This is a genomic window from Clostridium sp. M62/1 (genome assembly GCF_020736365.1).
GTDB lineage: Bacteria > Bacillota > Clostridia > Lachnospirales > Lachnospiraceae > Otoolea > Otoolea saccharolyticum_A.
This window is the reverse complement of record NZ_CP085988.1, coordinates 3,265,832-3,283,197: the sequence shown is the minus strand read 5'-3', so window position 1 is coordinate 3,283,197 and position 17,366 is coordinate 3,265,832. Positions and strand designations below refer to the sequence as shown.

The 17,366-nt window shown below is 48.0% G+C and carries 14 protein-coding genes, 1 tRNA gene and 1 pseudogene; 15 read left to right on the top strand and 1 reads right to left on the bottom strand.

The features are described 5' to 3' along the window. The first annotated feature begins 1 nt into the window (after position 1). The 10 genes and pseudogenes from LK436_RS15315 (at position 2) to LK436_RS15270 (ending at position 11,261) form a co-directional block, all read left to right on the top strand. Complete coding sequence (locus LK436_RS15315) at positions 2-1,492, top strand: hypothetical protein (RefSeq protein WP_008395418.1); 1,491 nt, start codon at positions 2-4, stop codon at positions 1,490-1,492. Between the two features lie 559 nt (positions 1,493-2,051). Continuing rightward, positions 2,052-2,324, top strand: coding sequence for a type II toxin-antitoxin system HicB family antitoxin (locus tag LK436_RS15310; protein WP_021966506.1), 273 nt, complete (start codon positions 2,052-2,054; stop codon positions 2,322-2,324). 93 nt (positions 2,325-2,417) lie between these two features. Beyond that, positions 2,418-2,489: transfer RNA gene (locus LK436_RS15305), tRNA-Gln, on the top strand. A 473-nt stretch (positions 2,490-2,962) separates the two neighbouring features. After that, entirely contained in the window at positions 2,963-4,072 is a 1,110-nt protein-coding gene (locus LK436_RS15300) for an ABC transporter ATP-binding protein (RefSeq protein ID WP_008395415.1), read from the top strand. Between the two features lie 296 nt (positions 4,073-4,368). After that, the gene (locus tag LK436_RS15295; RefSeq protein ID WP_008395414.1) at positions 4,369-5,457 is read left to right on the top strand and encodes a PucR family transcriptional regulator; all 1,089 of its coding nucleotides are present in this window, start codon (positions 4,369-4,371) and stop codon (positions 5,455-5,457) included. A gap of 317 nt (positions 5,458-5,774) precedes the next feature. Next, positions 5,775-6,431: pseudogene (gene ftsE / locus LK436_RS15290) on the top strand (cell division ATP-binding protein FtsE); the annotation flags it as partial. 311 nt (positions 6,432-6,742) lie between these two features. Next, a complete protein-coding gene (ftsX, locus tag LK436_RS15285; protein WP_008395410.1) occupies positions 6,743-7,651 on the top strand; it encodes a permease-like cell division protein FtsX in 909 nt (302 codons plus the stop codon). A gap of 12 nt (positions 7,652-7,663) precedes the next feature. Beyond that, the gene (locus LK436_RS15280) at positions 7,664-8,863 is read left to right on the top strand and encodes a murein hydrolase activator EnvC family protein (RefSeq protein ID WP_021966394.1); all 1,200 of its coding nucleotides are present in this window, start codon (positions 7,664-7,666) and stop codon (positions 8,861-8,863) included. Positions 8,864-8,973: 110 nt separating this feature from the next. Next, positions 8,974-10,284, top strand: coding sequence for a S41 family peptidase (locus tag LK436_RS15275; protein WP_008395408.1), 1,311 nt, complete (start codon positions 8,974-8,976; stop codon positions 10,282-10,284). Between the two features lie 500 nt (positions 10,285-10,784). Beyond that, positions 10,785-11,261, top strand: a complete 477-nt coding sequence (locus tag LK436_RS15270) for a hypothetical protein (RefSeq protein WP_044930384.1) — start codon at positions 10,785-10,787, stop codon at positions 11,259-11,261. 191 nt (positions 11,262-11,452) lie between these two features. Here LK436_RS15270 and LK436_RS15265 read toward each other — a convergent pair whose 3' ends face one another. Further along, positions 11,453-12,520, bottom strand: a complete 1,068-nt coding sequence (locus LK436_RS15265) for a threonine aldolase family protein (protein WP_008395405.1) — start codon at positions 12,518-12,520, stop codon at positions 11,453-11,455. Between the two features lie 157 nt (positions 12,521-12,677). Between LK436_RS15265 and LK436_RS15260 the strand changes: the two genes are divergently transcribed. From LK436_RS15260 to uvrB, 5 genes are all read left to right on the top strand, one after another. Next, complete coding sequence (locus LK436_RS15260) at positions 12,678-12,905, top strand: hypothetical protein (RefSeq protein ID WP_008395403.1); 228 nt, start codon at positions 12,678-12,680, stop codon at positions 12,903-12,905. Positions 12,906-13,598: 693 nt separating this feature from the next. Beyond that, on the top strand, positions 13,599-14,258 hold the full coding sequence (locus tag LK436_RS15255) for a DUF3990 domain-containing protein (RefSeq protein WP_044930515.1): 660 nt from the start codon (positions 13,599-13,601) through the stop codon (positions 14,256-14,258). Between the two features lie 10 nt (positions 14,259-14,268). Next, a complete protein-coding gene (locus tag LK436_RS15250; protein ID WP_008395399.1) occupies positions 14,269-14,715 on the top strand; it encodes a hypothetical protein in 447 nt (148 codons plus the stop codon). An 18-nt stretch (positions 14,716-14,733) separates the two neighbouring features. After that, on the top strand, positions 14,734-15,228 hold the full coding sequence (locus LK436_RS15245; protein ID WP_044930382.1) for an NADAR family protein: 495 nt from the start codon (positions 14,734-14,736) through the stop codon (positions 15,226-15,228). A 26-nt stretch (positions 15,229-15,254) separates the two neighbouring features. Continuing rightward, positions 15,255-17,246, top strand: coding sequence for an excinuclease ABC subunit UvrB (gene uvrB, locus LK436_RS15240; protein ID WP_008395397.1), 1,992 nt, complete (start codon positions 15,255-15,257; stop codon positions 17,244-17,246). The last annotated feature ends 120 nt before the right edge of the window (positions 17,247-17,366 follow it).

The window sequence follows — 17,366 nt, the reverse complement described above, 5'->3', positions numbered from 1 at the left end:
ATTGGCCGATGCACATGAAAAATGGAATAATGATGAGATTGCCAGCCATTTGAAATCGGCGGTGGAAGCCCTGACTCCCAATGTATTAGACAGGATCGATCTGGACACCCCGCAGCTTCGGTATATAGAGCAGCCAAAACGTCTGAAGGTATACAGGAAGATGAGAAGAGCGGTTACGGCGGCTGCAGCCTGTCTCTGTGTGGCAGCCCTGTACGGCGGCGTGATGCATTATCAGAATACACGGGTGGATTCGGTTATCGGGCTGGATGTAAATCCAAGCATTGAAATTTCAGTAAACCGTAAGGACAAGATACTCGAGACAGAGGCACTGAATGAGGATGCCGTCACAGTTCTGGCGGACATGGACTTGGAAGGGGTTGACCTGAATATAGGAGTCAATGCCATTATCGGTTCGATGGTTCGATGCGGCTACCTGGACGAGCTGGACAACGCGATTCTGGTTACCGTTACCAATGAGGATACGGAGAAGGCCTCCGTGCTCAGGAAGGATGTGGTGACTGACATTGAGACCTCCCTGGAGGCCCATAAGGTCAATGCGGTGGTCTATGATCAGCAGGCGACGGATACCCAGGAGATTGGCGAGATTGCAGATCAGTACAATATTTCCTATGGAAAGGCATGCTTCCTGTATGAGCTGGTAGAAGAAAACGGATTGTCTGAAGCGGAGCTGGAGGCTTTTGCAGGAATGACCATGGAGGAGATTGCCAGGGAAATTGCGGAGCGTTCCTATCAGATAGGCGGCACTGCAGAAACGGAGGAAGCATCTTCACAGAACACAACCTCTGCAGCCGAGACAGAAACTTCACAGATACAGACAGAAAGCTCTGAGGAGAGTCAGAGTACAGAGAGTGTGAGCACCTCTCAGCCAACTGCGACGGCTCCCCCTGTCTCTACAGCCGGAACTCCTGAAACAGAGGAGCAGGAGGAAGAGGCAGAAAGCGGAAAGAAGGCCAGAATCGACTATGTAGATTACTACGAGGGCATTTTAGATGTGACCTTTAAAGAACGGGTGAGATGGAAAAATCCGACTATTTCTGTGCAGGACTCAAACGGCGGAAGCTATTCAGCCAAGATCACAGATACGGGTCCTGACTCCTGCGCCATCGAGATAGAAGGCCTGGAAGGAGGAGAATCCTATGTCTTTATCTTAAGCGGCGTAAAGCCCAGAGAGGGAGGCTCCTACGGAACGGTGAAGGGCTATTTTGATACTCCTGACATCAGCGACGGCGCCATGGGCAATGGAGACGAAGAAAGCCCGGATGACCCGGACGAAGATGACGGAGATACAGAGGAGGAGACTGAGGAGAGCGAAGGAGAGCAGGGCAGCCAGGAAAACGAAGGATCAAAGGGTGAAAGCCAGGAGGGCACAGAAACCTCGGATGCAGCCGCAGCAGAACTGCCTGCGCTGACTGAGCCTGCAGAATCCAGGTCTGTTCCGCCTAAGGAGCAGGGAACGGAAATACAGGTCTGATGTTAAGTGCGCGTGTGACTTTTCGGACAGTGCGAAAGAGGCGAGCGGCATGCCAGTCACTCTGCCCGCCCCAAGCGGAGAGTGGAGACCGGGTGAGGAGACAGAATACTGCATGGACAAAAGCGGGCGGGACGGAAGCTATTGATAAAGACACAGAAAACAGACAGAGATTAAAACAAACGGAATTTTAATAAAAGAAAACCAGACAAAGCGAATCTGCACAGAAAAGAGGAGAGAAATCTTTGGGAGGCAGATCCGCTTTGTCTGTTTTACGAAACGGCGTTTCCTGTTTGCCACGCAGCTGTTTTTATGATATAATAGCGAGAAAAATGCATGCCATGCTTGCATGAGCATGCATTTGACTAACGTCCCGATGGGACCCGAAGGGAGCCAAAACACCACTGCGGCGAGTGCGCATCCCCCGGAGAGAGTAGCATATCCAGAGGATATGGCATTATGTTTGGGCTGGCAGTGATGCCTGCATTCCCGGATCATGCTGGAGCTGAAGCACCGACATGCCATCGGGAAGGGAAACTAACTAAAGGCAGGAGGAATGATCATGAAATTTGCATATCCGGCAATTTTTATTCTGGATGAGAATGGAAGATATAAAGTTGTATTCCCTGATTTGGAGGGATGCGTGGCTGAGGGAGATAACTTTGAAGAGGCCCTTGAGAGAGCCAAGGAGGCTGAGGAGGCATGGATTCGTGTGGAGCTGGAGGACAGCTGGGAGCTTCCTGGAATCAGCCATGAAGCAGATTTGGAACTTCCGGAGGGCGGTTTTATCAACACAGTGGCTGTCCGCATTAAGCTGGTAGATGACTATGATTGATGCTGAAGAAAAAGCTGATTTGGCAGAAAAATAAAAAAAATTAAAAAAACTATTGACGGACACGAAACCATATAGTATAATGACATTCGTTGTTGGGGTATCGCCAAATGGTAAGGCAACGGACTCTGACTCCGTCATTTCAAGGTTCGAATCCTTGTACCCCAGTTATAAACTGGAGAGAGCATCAGTTATCTGCGAGAGCAGAAGCTGGTGCTTTTTTTCTGCAGAATTTTTCTGTTTTCAGAAAAAGACGTGTTACATAGACTTACGTTCTGTTTGCCTCCTCTGCTTAGAATTCTCTGACATTTATGCAAAACACTCTCACATTCCCCGAAAAGAGGCGGTACCTATTGTGAACTTTTCACAGAAATATTCGGCACTTTTGAAGCAACATGGGATTCGTAATGATTTTATATGGAATTGGGAGAAAAGAGAGTGTAATATTTGGCAAATTGAACAGTTTTTTTCCGACTTATTACAACATATACAAAAAATAAGGCTTTTTTTGGCAGTTGAGACGATAGTTCAGCGTGGATGTTTCAAGGTATAATGACTGCAAAGGCTGGCGATGAAATTTGTCTGGTTCCGTATCAAGATATGATACATATAAACGAAAGGGTTATCTAGGAGGAGAAGAAATGGCTGGATTGTCACTGAAGAACATCACAAAATACTATCAGAACGGACATGTAGTTGTAAAGGATTTTAATCTTGAGATAGAAGATCATGATTTTGTTGTGCTTGTGGGGCCGGAAGGCTGCGGACGATCCACTGTGCTGCGTATGATAGCAGGACTGGAGGATATTTCTTCGGGGGAGCTTCTGATAGACGGACAGAGGGCAAATGAGGCAGGACCCAGAGAGCGGGAGATTGCCATGATTTTTCAAAACTGTACTCTCTATCCCCAGATGTCTGTCTATGAAAATATGGCTTTCGGACTTAAACTGAAACATCTTCCGCAGAAGGAGATTGACTGCCTGGTGAGAGAGACAGCAGAGATTCTGGATCTGGCAGAGGTGCTTGACTGTATGCCGGAAAAGCTGACAGAGGCCCAGAGACAGCTGGTGGCAGTGGGGCGTGCCATTGCCAGGAGGCCCGGAATTTTTCTGATGGACAAACCCTTTTCCAGTCGGGATGAAAAGACCAGGGAGGATATGCAGAACGAGCTGCTGAAGCTGTATGAGAGAATGCAGACCACGGCGATCTATGCGACAGGCGATCCCATGGAGGCTCTCAAGATGGGAAAAACGGTCGTTGTAATGAAGGATGGCACCATTCAGCAGGCAGATTCGCCGAGAAATATCTACTGCTGTCCGGTCAACCGCTTTGTGGCGGAATTTGTGGGTAATCCTGGCATGAACATGATGGATGGCACTGCAGTCAGCGAAGGCCCTCAGGTATATGTGGAATTAGAGAAAGGCCGCATCCTGCTTCCAAAGGAGCTGGGAAGAAAGATAAAGGAGCTGGGGTACGACGGAAAGGAAATCACCGTAGGAATCCGTCCGGAGGATGCCTGTCTCGGGGCAGACCGAGAGCATCCTGAGAATGAGGTGTTCACGGTTCCGGCAGAGGCGTGTGAACTGTCCGGGGACGGGAAGCTGCTGTCCATGAACAGAGAGGAGGGGGCCTTTGTGCTCCGCCTTGCAGAGCCTCTGGGAGAACTTTCGAAGGAAACAGTATCCTTCCATGTGAAAAAGGAGAATATGTGTGTGTTTGACAAGGAGAGCGGACGCAATATCCTCAGATAGCTTTCAGATAAGCATTCAGATGGTCTTCAGAGCGGAGGTCTTAAGACCTTTGTCTGCAGCTTAAAAAGTTTCCCGATTGGCAGGCTGTTTTCGCACAGTCTGCCTTTTTTGCGCTGCAGGAAAGACCTTGCTGCCTTGGCAGTGACTGGGAATTTTTAACAGCTTCCTGTCGGAATCGAATCAGAATCGAAAAAAATTTGCGTTTTTTTGTGAAGAATTAATAATTACTCTTTCATTTTTCGGCGTTTTGCATTAATATAGTAATCAGGGAAAATTTTTGAAAAGGAGAGAAGGCTATGATATCAAATCAGATACTCCAGACAAATATTGAGGGGTTAAAAGGGATTACAAGAGTTGATCTGTGTATCTGCGATACAGAGGGAAAGATTCTGGCCTCCACTTTTTCCGGTGCGGAAGAGTACGAAAATGCAATTCTGGCATTTGTGGAGTCACCGGCTGACAGCCAGGTGCTTCAGGGGCATCAGTTCTTTAAGGTATTCGATGAGCATCAGCTGGAGTACGTTCTGCTGGCAAGAGGCGGAAGCGATGATGTATATATGGTTGGCAAGATGGCGGCGTTTCAGATACAGAACCTGTTGGTTGCCTATAAGGAGAGGTTTGACAAGGACAACTTTATCAAGAATCTTCTGCTCGACAACCTGCTTTTAGTAGATATATACAACCGCGCAAAGAAGCTCCACATTGAGACCAATGTGAAGCGTGTGGTATTCATTATCGAGACACAGATGGAGAAGGACGGAAACGCCCTGGAAACTGTGAGAAGCCTGTTTTCCACAAAGACGAAGGACTTCATTACGGCAGTAGACGAGAAAAATATTATTCTTGTCAAGGAGGTAAAGCCGGGTGAGACCTACAGCGATCTGGAAAAGACGGCGAACATGATTCTCGACATGCTGAACACGGAGGCTCTGTCGAAGGTCAATGTGGCATTCGGAACCATTGTCAATGAGATTAAGGATGTATCCCGCTCCTACAAGGAGGCCAGGATGGCCCTGGATGTGGGAAAGATTTTCTACAGCACAAAGAACGTAGTGGCCTACAGCAACCTGGGAATCGGACGTCTGATCTACCAGCTTCCGCTGCCCCTGTGCCGTATGTTTATCAAGGAAATCTTCGATGGAAAGTCACCGGATGACTTTGACGAGGAGACCCTGACCACGATCAACAAGTTCTTTGAGAACAGTTTAAACGTATCAGAAACGTCCAGACAACTCTATATTCACAGAAACACTCTGGTTTACCGCCTGGATAAGCTCCAGAAGAGCACAGGTCTCGATCTGCGGGTGTTTGAGGACGCGATTACCTTTAAGATTGCGCTCATGGTTGTAAAATATATGAAGTATATGGAAAATCTTGACTATTAATCCCGATGGCAGGGCGATAAATTTTCTGGCGGCTTCGCAGCCGATTCAGAGAAAAGCGGGGAGCGCTGTCCGGGGAAGGTTTTGAGGAATACTGTCCGGGAAGTTTTGGGGAATGCTGCCCGGGAAAGCTTTAAGAAACCAGGACTGGTGTGCACGGCTGAAAATAGTGAGTGCCTGCGGCGGTACTGTTCAGGACCGCCGGGCCAGTGTGAAAAGAAATATAAGCAGAAAGCGGACTGCTGCAATATGTGGGGGAGCAATTGTGCAGAAATGGGGCCCATGTGTTGCAGCAGTTTACATAATCTGAGGAGAAGAGCATGATAGAGATCATCAATCTCAATAAGACATATGACAATAAGAATAAGGCTCTGAAAAATATCAACATACGCATCGAGGAGGGAGAGTTTGTTTTTATCATGGGGCGCAGCGGTTCCGGCAAATCTACCCTGATGAAGATTCTTTTAAAGGAAGTGGAGCCAACATCCGGAAAGGTTATTGTAAATGATATGGAGCTGGGAAAGATGCCCCGGCGCTATGTGCCGAAATACAGAAAAATGCTGGGAGTCGTGTTTCAGGATTTTCGTCTGCTGAAGGACATGACCGTATACGAGAATGTGGCCTTTGCCCAGCGGGTTCTCGGAATACCCACAAGGAAGATAAAGGAAAATGTTCCCGCCATCCTGCGGCAGGTGGGACTTTCCTCAAAATATAAGTCCTATCCGAACCAGCTCTCAGGAGGAGAACAGCAGAGAGTGGCCATCGCAAGGGCGCTGATCAACAATCCGGCGGTTCTTCTGGCCGATGAGCCCACAGGAAACCTGGACGCTCATAATTCCATGGAGATCATGGGACTTCTGGAGCAGATCAACCGGCGGGGGACTACGGTGGTGGTCGTTACCCACAGCCATGAGATTGTGGAAAAAATGGGAAAACGGGTGATTACCATTGACAGAGGCTGTGTCGTCAGTGATGAGGTTATGGAGCCGTGGGATTACGGGGAGCTGCAGGTGGAAGAGATTCATTCCAGGCGGGGACCTGTCGTAAAAGAGTCGGAGAGCACAAAAAGAGCAGTCAGGGATGAAAGAGAAAAGTATGAGAGAAGTGTCCGCAGTCAGGCAGAGAGCCGGAGCGGCCGCGGCTTGGGCCGTGAGGAATATGGTTCTGGCGCAAAGAGTTATGGAGGAGCCATGGAAGTGCCTGTGGACAGCCAGTCTGCGGACAAAACTGTATCCTTCAGCCAGGTAAGAGAGCAGAGAGGACGGGACAGAGGAAGAGGAAAACAGATATGAGAGTAGGCACATTTTGGTACTGCCTGAAGGAAGGCATAAAAAATATAGGAAAAAATATTTGGTTTTCGCTGGCCTCTGTGGCTGTTGTATCCGCCTGTATCTTTTTGTTCTGCATTTTTTTCTCCCTTGTGGCGAATGTGCGCTACATGGTGAAAAATGTGGAAACTACGGTGGGAATCACAGTTTTCTTTGATGAAAACCTGACACAGGAGGAGATTCAGGCTATTGGAGCTGAGATAGTAAAACAGCCGAATGTGAAGGAATGCGTCTACACCTCGCCGGAGGAGGCCTGGGAATCGTTTAAGGCGGACTATTTTGCGGGTATGGAGGATTTGGCAGAGGGGTTTGAACAGGATAATCCCCTGGCAGACTCTGCTTCTTATGAAATTTTCCTGACGGATCTGACGAGCCAGGAACATATGGTGTCGTGGCTTCAGTCCCTTGACGGAGTGCGGAGAGTCAACTACTCCAAGGATGTAGCTGCAGGGATGACGGATTTTAACAAAATACTGGGGAGCGTGTCTCTTGGGATTATTATTCTTCTTCTGGCCGTGTCTATTTTCCTGATCAGCAATACCATCAGGACAGCGGCTGCCTTCAGGAAGAATGAGAACAGAATTATGAGGCTGATCGGCGCCACAAATTTTATGATCCGATCCCCGTTCGTGGTGGAGGGAATTATTATCGGTCTGGTGGGAGCTGCCATTCCTCTGGGGCTGATCTATATGGTTTACAGACAGGTGATATCCTATCTGGGAGAGCATTTTGAGATGCTTTCCAATATTGTTGTGTTCATTCCGCTCCACGTTATTTTCCCGTATATGGTGGGAGTGGCCATGTTGCTGGGAGTAGGGATTGGCTTTGTGGGAAGCTTTTTTACAATCCGCAGGCACCTTAAGGTTTAGGAGATGAGGCACATGGGAAAACGCAGTATAAAAACTGGATTGATTGCGCTGGCTGCGGTTCTGGCCGTTATACCGGTTCAGGCGGCGGGAAAGGGTGATATTGACAGCGCAAAGGACAAAATATCTTCTCTGGAGGAGGAGAAGAAAAAGACGGAGGAAACGATACAGGAGCTGGAGAAGCTGAAGGCAGATACGGAGAGTTATGTGAAGGAGCTGGACGGGGAACTGGCCCGGTTAGATGATGAGCTCTCTTCCCTGGACAGCCGGATTACAGACAAGGAAGCCGACATTGAGGAGACGAAGGCTCAGCTTGAGGAGGCTAAAAAGACGGAGGAAGAGCAGTATGCCTCCATGAAGCTGAGGATAAAATATATGTATGAAAAAGGGGATACAAGCTATCTCGATCTGCTTTTGGAATCCGGCTCCATGTCTGAGATGCTGAACAGGGCAGAGTATATCCAGCAGATTTCATCCTATGACAGAAAAAAGCTCACCGAATACGGAGAGATAAAGGAGAAGATAGCTGACGATGAAGAGAAGCTGGAAGCAGAACATGAAGAGCTTCTGACCCTGCAGGAGCAGACAAAGGCCAAGCAGGACTCTGTGGAGAAACTGGTGGGAGAAAAGTCGAGGGAGCTGCAGAAATACCAGAATCAGATTGCAGCCAATGAATCGCAGCTTGCCTCCTATCAGGAAGATATAGAGGCCCAGGAAAACAGAATTCAGCAGATAGAGGCAGAGCTGAAACGCCAGGAAGAGGAGGCAAGGAAGAAGGCCCAGGAGAAGGGAGAGGAGTATAAAACGGTAAGTATTGGGAATATTAGCTTTATATGGCCGTGCCCTTCCAGCAGCCGTATCACCTCCGGGTTTGGCGGGAGAAGCTCACCGACGGAGGGAGCTTCCAGCAACCACAAGGGAATCGATATAGGGGCATCGTCGGGAAGTGATATTGTCGCAGCTGCCGACGGAACAGTCACTATCTCTACATACAGCTACTCGGCCGGAAACTACATTATGATAAACCATGGAGGCGGGGTATCCACTGTATACATGCACTGTTCCAAGCTTCTGGTATCTGTGGGTGAGACAGTTAAGAAGGGGCAGGTTATAGCCAAGGTTGGCTCTACCGGATATTCAACGGGGCCGCACCTTCATTTCGGAGTCAGAGTGAATGGGGCATACGTCAACCCTTCACAGTATGTGAGCCCATAGAAGGCTGAAGTAAAAACTGGCATAAAATACCGCATAATAGAGAGTTCGGCTCCATTTTCTGCAAACAGGCAGGGGGCAGATTTGCTCTGCGGCTGGTGAGGAGGCTAATTATGGACAATAAAAATAAATTTTGGAAGGGTGTAATGGTGGGCGTGTTCGCCACAGCATTTGTCTGCCTGGTGACGGTGGGGGCTTCCATTGGAATCTATATGTTCGGACGTCAGATTCTGCTGAGAGCAGGAAGCGGCCAGGGCGGCTCCGGGCAGGAGGCAAGCTCGGACGAAGCAGCTTCCCTTGATATGAACCAGGTCACCGGGAAACTGGGAGTCATTCTGGATTTGATTAATGAGGTCTACCTGTTTGACACGGATCCGGCCATTGAGGAGGCGGGAATCTACAAGGGGCTTATGTACAGCCTGGGAGATCTCTACGCCGACTACTATACCCCGGAGGAGATGACCGCCATGATGGAGGAAACAAACGGGGAATACTGCGGAATCGGTGCCATGATCTCCCAGGACAGGATGACAAATGTTTCCACAATTATCAAGGTTTACAAGGATTCGCCGGCTGAGGAGGGAGGACTTCTTCCGGGCGATATTCTCTACAAGGTAGACGGGCTTGATGTGAGCGGCATGGATCTCGACACCGTTGTCAGCCAGTATGTGAGGGGAGAAGAGAATACTTCTGTAACGCTCACGGTTTACCGCGACGGGGAAGAAGTAGAGGTTACTATGAACCGCCGTAAGCTGGAGGTTCAGACAGTAGAGTACCAGATGATGGACGATGGTAAGACAGGATACCTGCTGGTGACAGAATTTGACACCGTGACGGCAGAGCAGTTTAAGTCCGGAATCGACGGGCTTCTCAGTCAGGGAATGGAGCAGCTCATTCTGGATTTCAGAAATAATCCGGGAGGTGAGCTGAACGCCGCTGTGTCCATGGTTGACTACCTGCTCCCGGACGGACAGACAATTGTTTCCATTGCAGATCGAAATGGAGTGGGGGAAACCTACACATCAGAGGATGGACATGAGCTGGATATTCCCACAGCAATTCTCGTAAACGGAAATTCCGCCAGCGCTTCCGAGGTATTTACAGGAGCCATGAAGGATCATGACAGGGCAACGATCGTCGGAACTACCACATTCGGAAAGGGAATTGTGCAGTCTCTGTACACTCTGCAGGACGGAAGCGGAGTCAAGCTCACAACGGAGCATTACTATACGCCGGACGGAACAGATCTCCACGGAACGGGAATAGAGCCGGATGTGACGGTGGAGCTGAACGAAGATCTGGCGACGATGATAGAAATACCCAAGGATCAGGACAATCAGCTCACCGCTGCTCTCAATGTGCTGAATGGGGAAGAGGCCAATACCCAGGAAGACAGTACTGAGGCAGGAGATGAGGCAGCCTGATAAGAGAACCTGAAATAAAAAATACGTCTTGCTGAAGAGTTTTTCTCTAATGCAAGGCGTATTTTTTGTGCAGTTTTTCAGCAGGCGGTTTCAGAAGCCCCAGAAAAGTACCCTGGCGAGACAGAATTTGAATATCCTGAATGTATTTTATCGCTTTCTGCTATGCTCCAAAGGCTGTCTCCCAGAAACAAAGAGTTTAAACAGCAAATAAAGGGTGTGGATAGAAAACAAAGAGTTTGGATAGCAAATGAAGGGTGTGAATAGAAAATAGAGAGTTTGAATAGAAAATGAAGGATGTGAATAGAAAATAGAGAGTTTGAATAGGAAATAGAAAGTTTGAACAGAAAATAGAAAGATGAATAAAAAGACAGAAATAAAAACATAAGACAGCAATAAAAACTAAAAAAATAAATGAAATATTGAAATACACTGATTTAATTGGTAGAATAAAAGATAACAGGAAGTTCACTGGTTCAAAAGAGAAAGGAAAGGGTATGGGTATGGAAGAAATGAAAAAAGTCAAAACAGGTTCGATTATTGTGCTTGTCCTCAGCATTATCACCATTGTTGTGATGCTTATAGGCATGGCTGCCGTCGGTCTGGTCGTAAGCGGTATGGCAGGAGCAGCGGGGGCAAGCGGAGCGGTAGTTGGCGGGGTGATGGCTGCGGCCACGGTTATTGCTCTGGTGATGAACGGAGGGATTCAATTCCTGTTTAGTCTTCTGATTCTGATCAAGAGCAAAAATAAGGAAAAAGCGGGTCTGTGCTTTGGATTTGGGATTGTGATCCTGATCATTTCCGGCTTCTGGTGCCTGACCAGCCTTACATCCTTTAATTTTATGACAGTAGTAATGGCCGGAGAGGTAATTGCCGCTGTGTTTATCATTGTCAATGCCAATAAGGCCAGGAAGGAACTGGCCGTGCAGAGAGGGGACAGCGGAACAGAGGATGATGGAGCGGAGAAGATGGACAGCTAATAATGAACAGCTAAAAACGAACAGATGAAAACAGATTATCACCCCCTGGCAGGTCTGCATTTCTGCGCCCTGTCAGGGGGTGTTTTATGCCAGATATGCCGGACAGAACAAAAGCAGAGCAGAAGCTCCAGCCAGAAGCTCAGGCCGAAATGTTCAAGACGGCTGGGCAGTGCTGCATGGGCATACGGAAGCTATACCATCGCTTTCAGCTCCCGGACAAACTCCTGGGCAGCTTCCCGGGGAGTTGCCCAGGATGTGACAAAACGGATGGCCGTATGCGTGTCATCTGTCTTTTTCTCTGCGTTGGCTCCGTACAGTCTCATCAGCTTTTCAGCCAGGCTGTCATCGACGATGGGGAAGAGCTGGTTTGAGGCAGAAGAAGATAAGAAGGGAATCTGGCAGTCCTCAAATCCCTTTCTCATGATTTGTGCAAGTTCATTGGCTTGGGCAGCCATTTCATAGAAAAGTCCGTCTGTAAAGAGTGTTTCAAACTGGATTCCCAAAAGCCATCCCTTTGCCAGCATAGCGCCGTTCTGCTTGATCATATAGCGAAAATCTTTCTTGATGGAATCGTTGCGGATGACAAGGGCCTCGCCAAACAGGGCGCCGTTTTTCGTTCCTCCGATATAGAAGGCATCTGTCAGGTCAGCCAGATCCGCCATGGTCAGATCATTGATGGGACTCGTGAGGGCGGAGCCGAGTCTTGCGCCGTCGAGGAAGAGATAGAGTCCTTTTAAACGGCAGAGACGGCTGAGTTCTTCCAGCTCTTTTTTAGTATACTGTGTTCCCAGCTCTGTGGTATTGGAGATGTAGACCATTTTCGGCTGAACCATGTGCTCATCCCTGTGGGCGGAGAGCACCTTTTCAACGGCGCTGGCTGTCAGTTTTCCGTCCTCACCCGGAACAGCAATCACCTTGTGGCCGGAGGCCTCAACAGCTCCTGTTTCATGGACATTGATGTGACCGGTGGAGACGGCGATCACAGCCTGGTATGGCCGGAGAGCCGCGTCGATGACAATCCGGTTGGTCTGTGTCCCGCCCACAAGGAAGTGAATATCCAGATCCGTTCGTATGGTTGGATGACTGTCTGCGCCAGAGGCTATGTGACTGCACTCGCGGCAGATCAGCTCTGCCGCCTTCTGGCAGTGTTCATCCATCCCATAACCGGTGTGCTGAGTAAGGTTTGTATTCATGAGAGCTTCCAGAATCCGTGGATGGGCCCCTTCGCTGTAGTCGTTTGTAAATCTGTGATGCTGCATGGTTCAATCCTCCTGTTTTGTAAGTGATGTGCAGAGCAGACGCGTTTCTGCATACCGGCCGCCCTCGCAGCCGGCTCTGGGACGGGCTTCTGTTCTGGCTTTAAATTTGTCTGATTTGTTTCTATTTTGATGGATTGGCAGGGAGTTGTCAAGGAAAATGAGAAGAAGGGAAGAGGGCATTCTCACCGTTATGCCCTTTACGCTGCTTCTATTTGGAATATTGGATGGTTTTAGTCTGGAGGCAGCCTTTCTGCTCCTGTGTTCTCTGAATTATTTCAGAGATTATTTTTATCCGCTTCTTGAATTTTTCGTCCAAAGTGAGGAAGCAGATGGAAGAAAGGATAAAAGAGCGGATAAAAAGAGGATGAAGGCTTTGGAGCGATAGGAGAAATTTTGGTGTTATAAGGCTGGAAAATCAACTGCGGGAAAGGCAAAAATTAGCCCTGCATAGTCAAAATCCCTGAGCGCAGGGAAAGGTATACCCTCAGGACATCCTGGAATCCAAATTCCTTCGGGGCTGGCGCGCTCTGTACGAAAAAGTACAGCAAAAAAGAACAGATGTTCTGTTTGCTGGCTATACTTTTTTTACTATTCATGCTATAATTTGTCTGACTGGCAGAAAAGCAGGTATGCTTAAAGGGAGCATTAACTATTGCCGATCTGGCAGCGAAGAGCCGAGGTTCTGAGGCTTACAGAATCTGCGAAGTGAATTCTGAGATGTTTGATGCTGTTTATGCACCAGAATCGTGTACTATATGACTGTATGGGCAGATAAAACAGGTGGCTTAGGTAAAACAGGTGACCTTCATTCGCAAAGATACATACAAGGAAGAAAGAAGCAAACGAGACATTATAGCAGAGAGAGAGCTTTGTGCCTGCTTCAAGTATTCCCCGAAATTTTATCATTGCTGGCAAAGGCAAGGGAGAAACTTGTCAATATACTGGAAGAATCAGAAAATGATGGTATGTCTTTATGAAGAGTAGCAGCGAGACAGATGACAGCTCCTCAAGAGATTAGGACACTGATGACGAAAAGCGATATAAGAAGAACCTATAAAATTTGAATGGGGTATATAAAGTGGAGAACAATAAAAAGGAAATTATTTTATATCACGGAAGTCCGAACAAAGAGGTTGTTCCTACATACGGATTGGGAAACGATAAGCACGATTACGGCAGAGGATTTTATCTGACGGAAAGCCCGGCATTGGCATCCGAGTGGTCTGTCTGCAATCCGGTAGAAAAGAATGGTTGGGTGCATAAATTCATATTAGACACCAGTGATTTAAAAATACTGGATTTTGAAAAACGTGATATTTTGTCATGGTTGGCGGAACTAATGAAGCATCGCGATGCTGATACGGGACGAAGATACAAAGTGCTGGCACCGAGGTTTATTGAAAAGTACCAGATCCCTACAGAGGACTATGATGTAATTAAGGGATGGCGTGCAAATGCATCTTATTTTTATATTGCAAAATGTTTTGTCAGAGATGAAGTGGATATCAGTATTCTTCCAGATTTATTAAAACTGGGTGATCTGGGGATTCAGTATTGCTTAAAATCAGAAAAAGCGTTTCAGGCCTTAAAAGAAGAGCATTCGGCTTTGAAGGAGGTTGAATTTTCAAAAGCAAATCCTCAATATATTCAGCGTGACAGAACGGCGAGAGAGGCCATGTATGCTTTGATTAATTCCGATGAAAATAAGATAGACAAGGTATTCAGCAAATTGATATAAGAGGTAGAAAATGGACGTGTTCAGCAAAAGTTATTTAGAAGAAGTAGTTGAAAATCAGGGAAAGCTGTTTGAATATGCACAGGATAATTACCCGGAGATGGACATCGAAAATTTTATTGAAACATATATGAAAAGTCATACCCGGGCAATGATTGATAAAGGACAGGCTTATGTATGTACCATGGATGCGGAATCGCTGTTTCATTATTTTCTTTCAAATGATCACTATGAAATCAAAAGAGGAGAGTCTAACGGCGGATTTGCACCTAACTGGATCGGGCAGTTCTATGCGCTGTTTCAATGGACTTACCAGCTTACCAGTAAAGATGTAGTGGAGTTAATTCCGGTTCATTTTATGTTTGAAGGTTATCCAGGACTGCATGATCTTGATCTTCAGACAGCCGTCTACAAAGTTGGAAATCAATGCGGTTTGAAAGAGCCAAAAGAGGACAGATGATTTTGGGAGGGAAAACCATTGATATGTTTTCATAATCCGGAAGAACAAAACGGGTATTTGAGTAATTGGTACCGTTCCGCGTTTACGGTTGATGAAATCACGTTTTCATCAATGGAACAGTATATGATGTTTAAAAAGGCAATTCTGTTTCAGGATCAGAGGACAGCGGAAAAGATTTTGGAGACGGGTGATGTGGCCGAGATAAAGGTTTTGGGCAGAATGGTGCAGCATTTTGATGAAAAAATCTGGAGGGAGAAGAGAGAAGCAATCGTCCATAAAGGGGTACTCCAGAAATTTCTTCAAAATCCTGAACTGGCTGAAAAACTTCTGGAGACAGGAGAACAGATGATTGCAGAATGTGCAGTAAAAGACCGAATCTGGGGGATTGGTCTTTCTATGCAGGATGAGGAACGATTTTGTGCGGATAAATGGAAGGGTCAGAACCTTCTGGGGAAAATTTTGATGCAGGTGAGGGCAGAAATATCTGTGCAGAACCAGAATACAGAAAAATAGTATAATTGTGATTGAAGGAGTAAATTATGGACCATTTCGAACTAGTATCCGAATACGCCCCCACCGGCGACCAGCCCCAGGCCATCGCCGAACTGGTTAAGGGCTTTAAAGAAGGAAATCAATTTGAAACGCTGCTTGGCGTTACCGGCTCCGGCAAGACATTCACCATGGCAAACGTCATCCAGGCCTTAAACAAGCCTACGCTGATCATTGCCCACAATAAGACCCTTGCGGCTCAGCTCTACAGTGAATTTAAGGAATTTTTTCCCAACAATGCAGTGGAGTATTTTGTCTCCTACTACGACTACTACCAGCCCGAAGCTTACGTCCCGTCCACGGACACCTATATTGAAAAGGACTCATCCATCAATGACGAGATCGATAAGCTTCGCCACTCGGCTACCGCAGCCCTCTCCGAGAGAAGCGATGTCATTATCGTGGCTTCTGTCTCCTGCATCTACGGTCTGGGAAGCCCTATCGACTATAAGGAGATGGTGATCTCCCTGCGCCCCGGCATGATCAAGGACAGGGATGAGGTGATACACAAGCTCATCGACATCCAGTACACGAGAAACGACATGGATTTCAAGCGCGGTTCTTTCCGTGTCCGCGGCGATGTGCTGGAAATCTATCCCGCCTATTCCGGCGGCGATGCCTACCGGATAGAATTCTTCGGGGATGAGGTGGACCGGATTACAGAGATCGATACCCTGACCGGGGAGATCAAGGCGCAGCTGGGACATGTGGCTATTTTCCCCGCGTCCCACTATGTCATTCCAAAAGAGAAGATGGAGCTGGCAGCTAAAAACATTCTGGAAGAGCTCAAGGAGCAGGTGGCCTGGTTCAAGAGCGAGGACAAGCTCCTTGAGGCGCAGCGCATCTTGGAGAGAACCAACTTCGATGTGGAGATGATGCGGGAAACAGGATTCTGCTCGGGAATTGAAAACTACTCCCGCCACCTGACGGGCTCTGCGCCGGGGGAGCCGCCCTGCACCCTCATCGACTATTTCCCGGAGGATTTCCTTATTATAATAGACGAGTCCCATATTACCCTGCCCCAGATCAGGGGAATGTACGCCGGCGACCGATCCAGAAAAAAGACCCTGGTGGAGTACGGCTTTCGCCTCCCGTCAGCTCTCGATAACCGTCCTCTGAATTTTGAGGAGTTCGAGTCGAAAATCGATCAGATGCTCTTTGTCTCTGCCACTCCTTCTGACTATGAGGAGGCCCACGAAATGCTCCGGGCAGAGCAGATCATCCGTCCCACCGGCCTTCTCGATCCGCCCATTGATGTGCGCCCGGTGGAGGGGCAGATTGATGATCTGGTCAGCGAGGTCAATCGGGAAATCAAGAAGAAGGGAAAGGTGCTCATCACCACTCTGACGAAGCGGATGGCTGAGGATCTGACGGATTATATGAGGGATGCCGGCATCCGCGTGAAATATCTGCACTCCGATATTGACACGCTGGAAAGGGCAGAGATCATCCGTGATATGCGCCTTGACGTATTTGATGTTCTGGTGGGCATCAACCTTCTGAGAGAGGGACTGGATATACCGGAAATCTCCCTGGTGGCGATTCTCGACGCAGACAAGGAAGGCTTCCTGCGCTCAGAGACTTCCCTGATCCAGACTGTGGGAAGGGCAGCGCGAAATTCCGAGGGGCATGTAATCATGTATGCCGACACGATCACCGATTCTATGCGCGTCGCCATCGAGGAGACGAAGAGGAGGAGAGAGATTCAGCAGGCCTACAATGAGGAGCATCATATTACGCCGACGACGATCAAAAAGGCAGTACGGGATCTGATCAGCATTTCCCAGGCGGCAGAGGGCGTGACCAACGAGGTGACAAAGGATCCGGAGTCTATGGATGAGAAGGAGCTTAAGAAGTTGGTGAAGGAGCTGACAAAGAAGATGCACCAGGCAGCTGCAGAGCTGAATTTTGAGGAGGCGGCCATCCTCCGCGACCGGATGGTGGAGATCAAAAAAATGCTCCTTCAGCTGGAAGAAGATTAGGAAAGACAGTGGAGAGGCATGGCAGATACCAGACATTGACAATGAATGCGTATTCTATTAAAATAAACGTGCAGTTCAGAATGAGGAGGAGGCCCGGAAGGCTGCCTCTGGAAATTAATG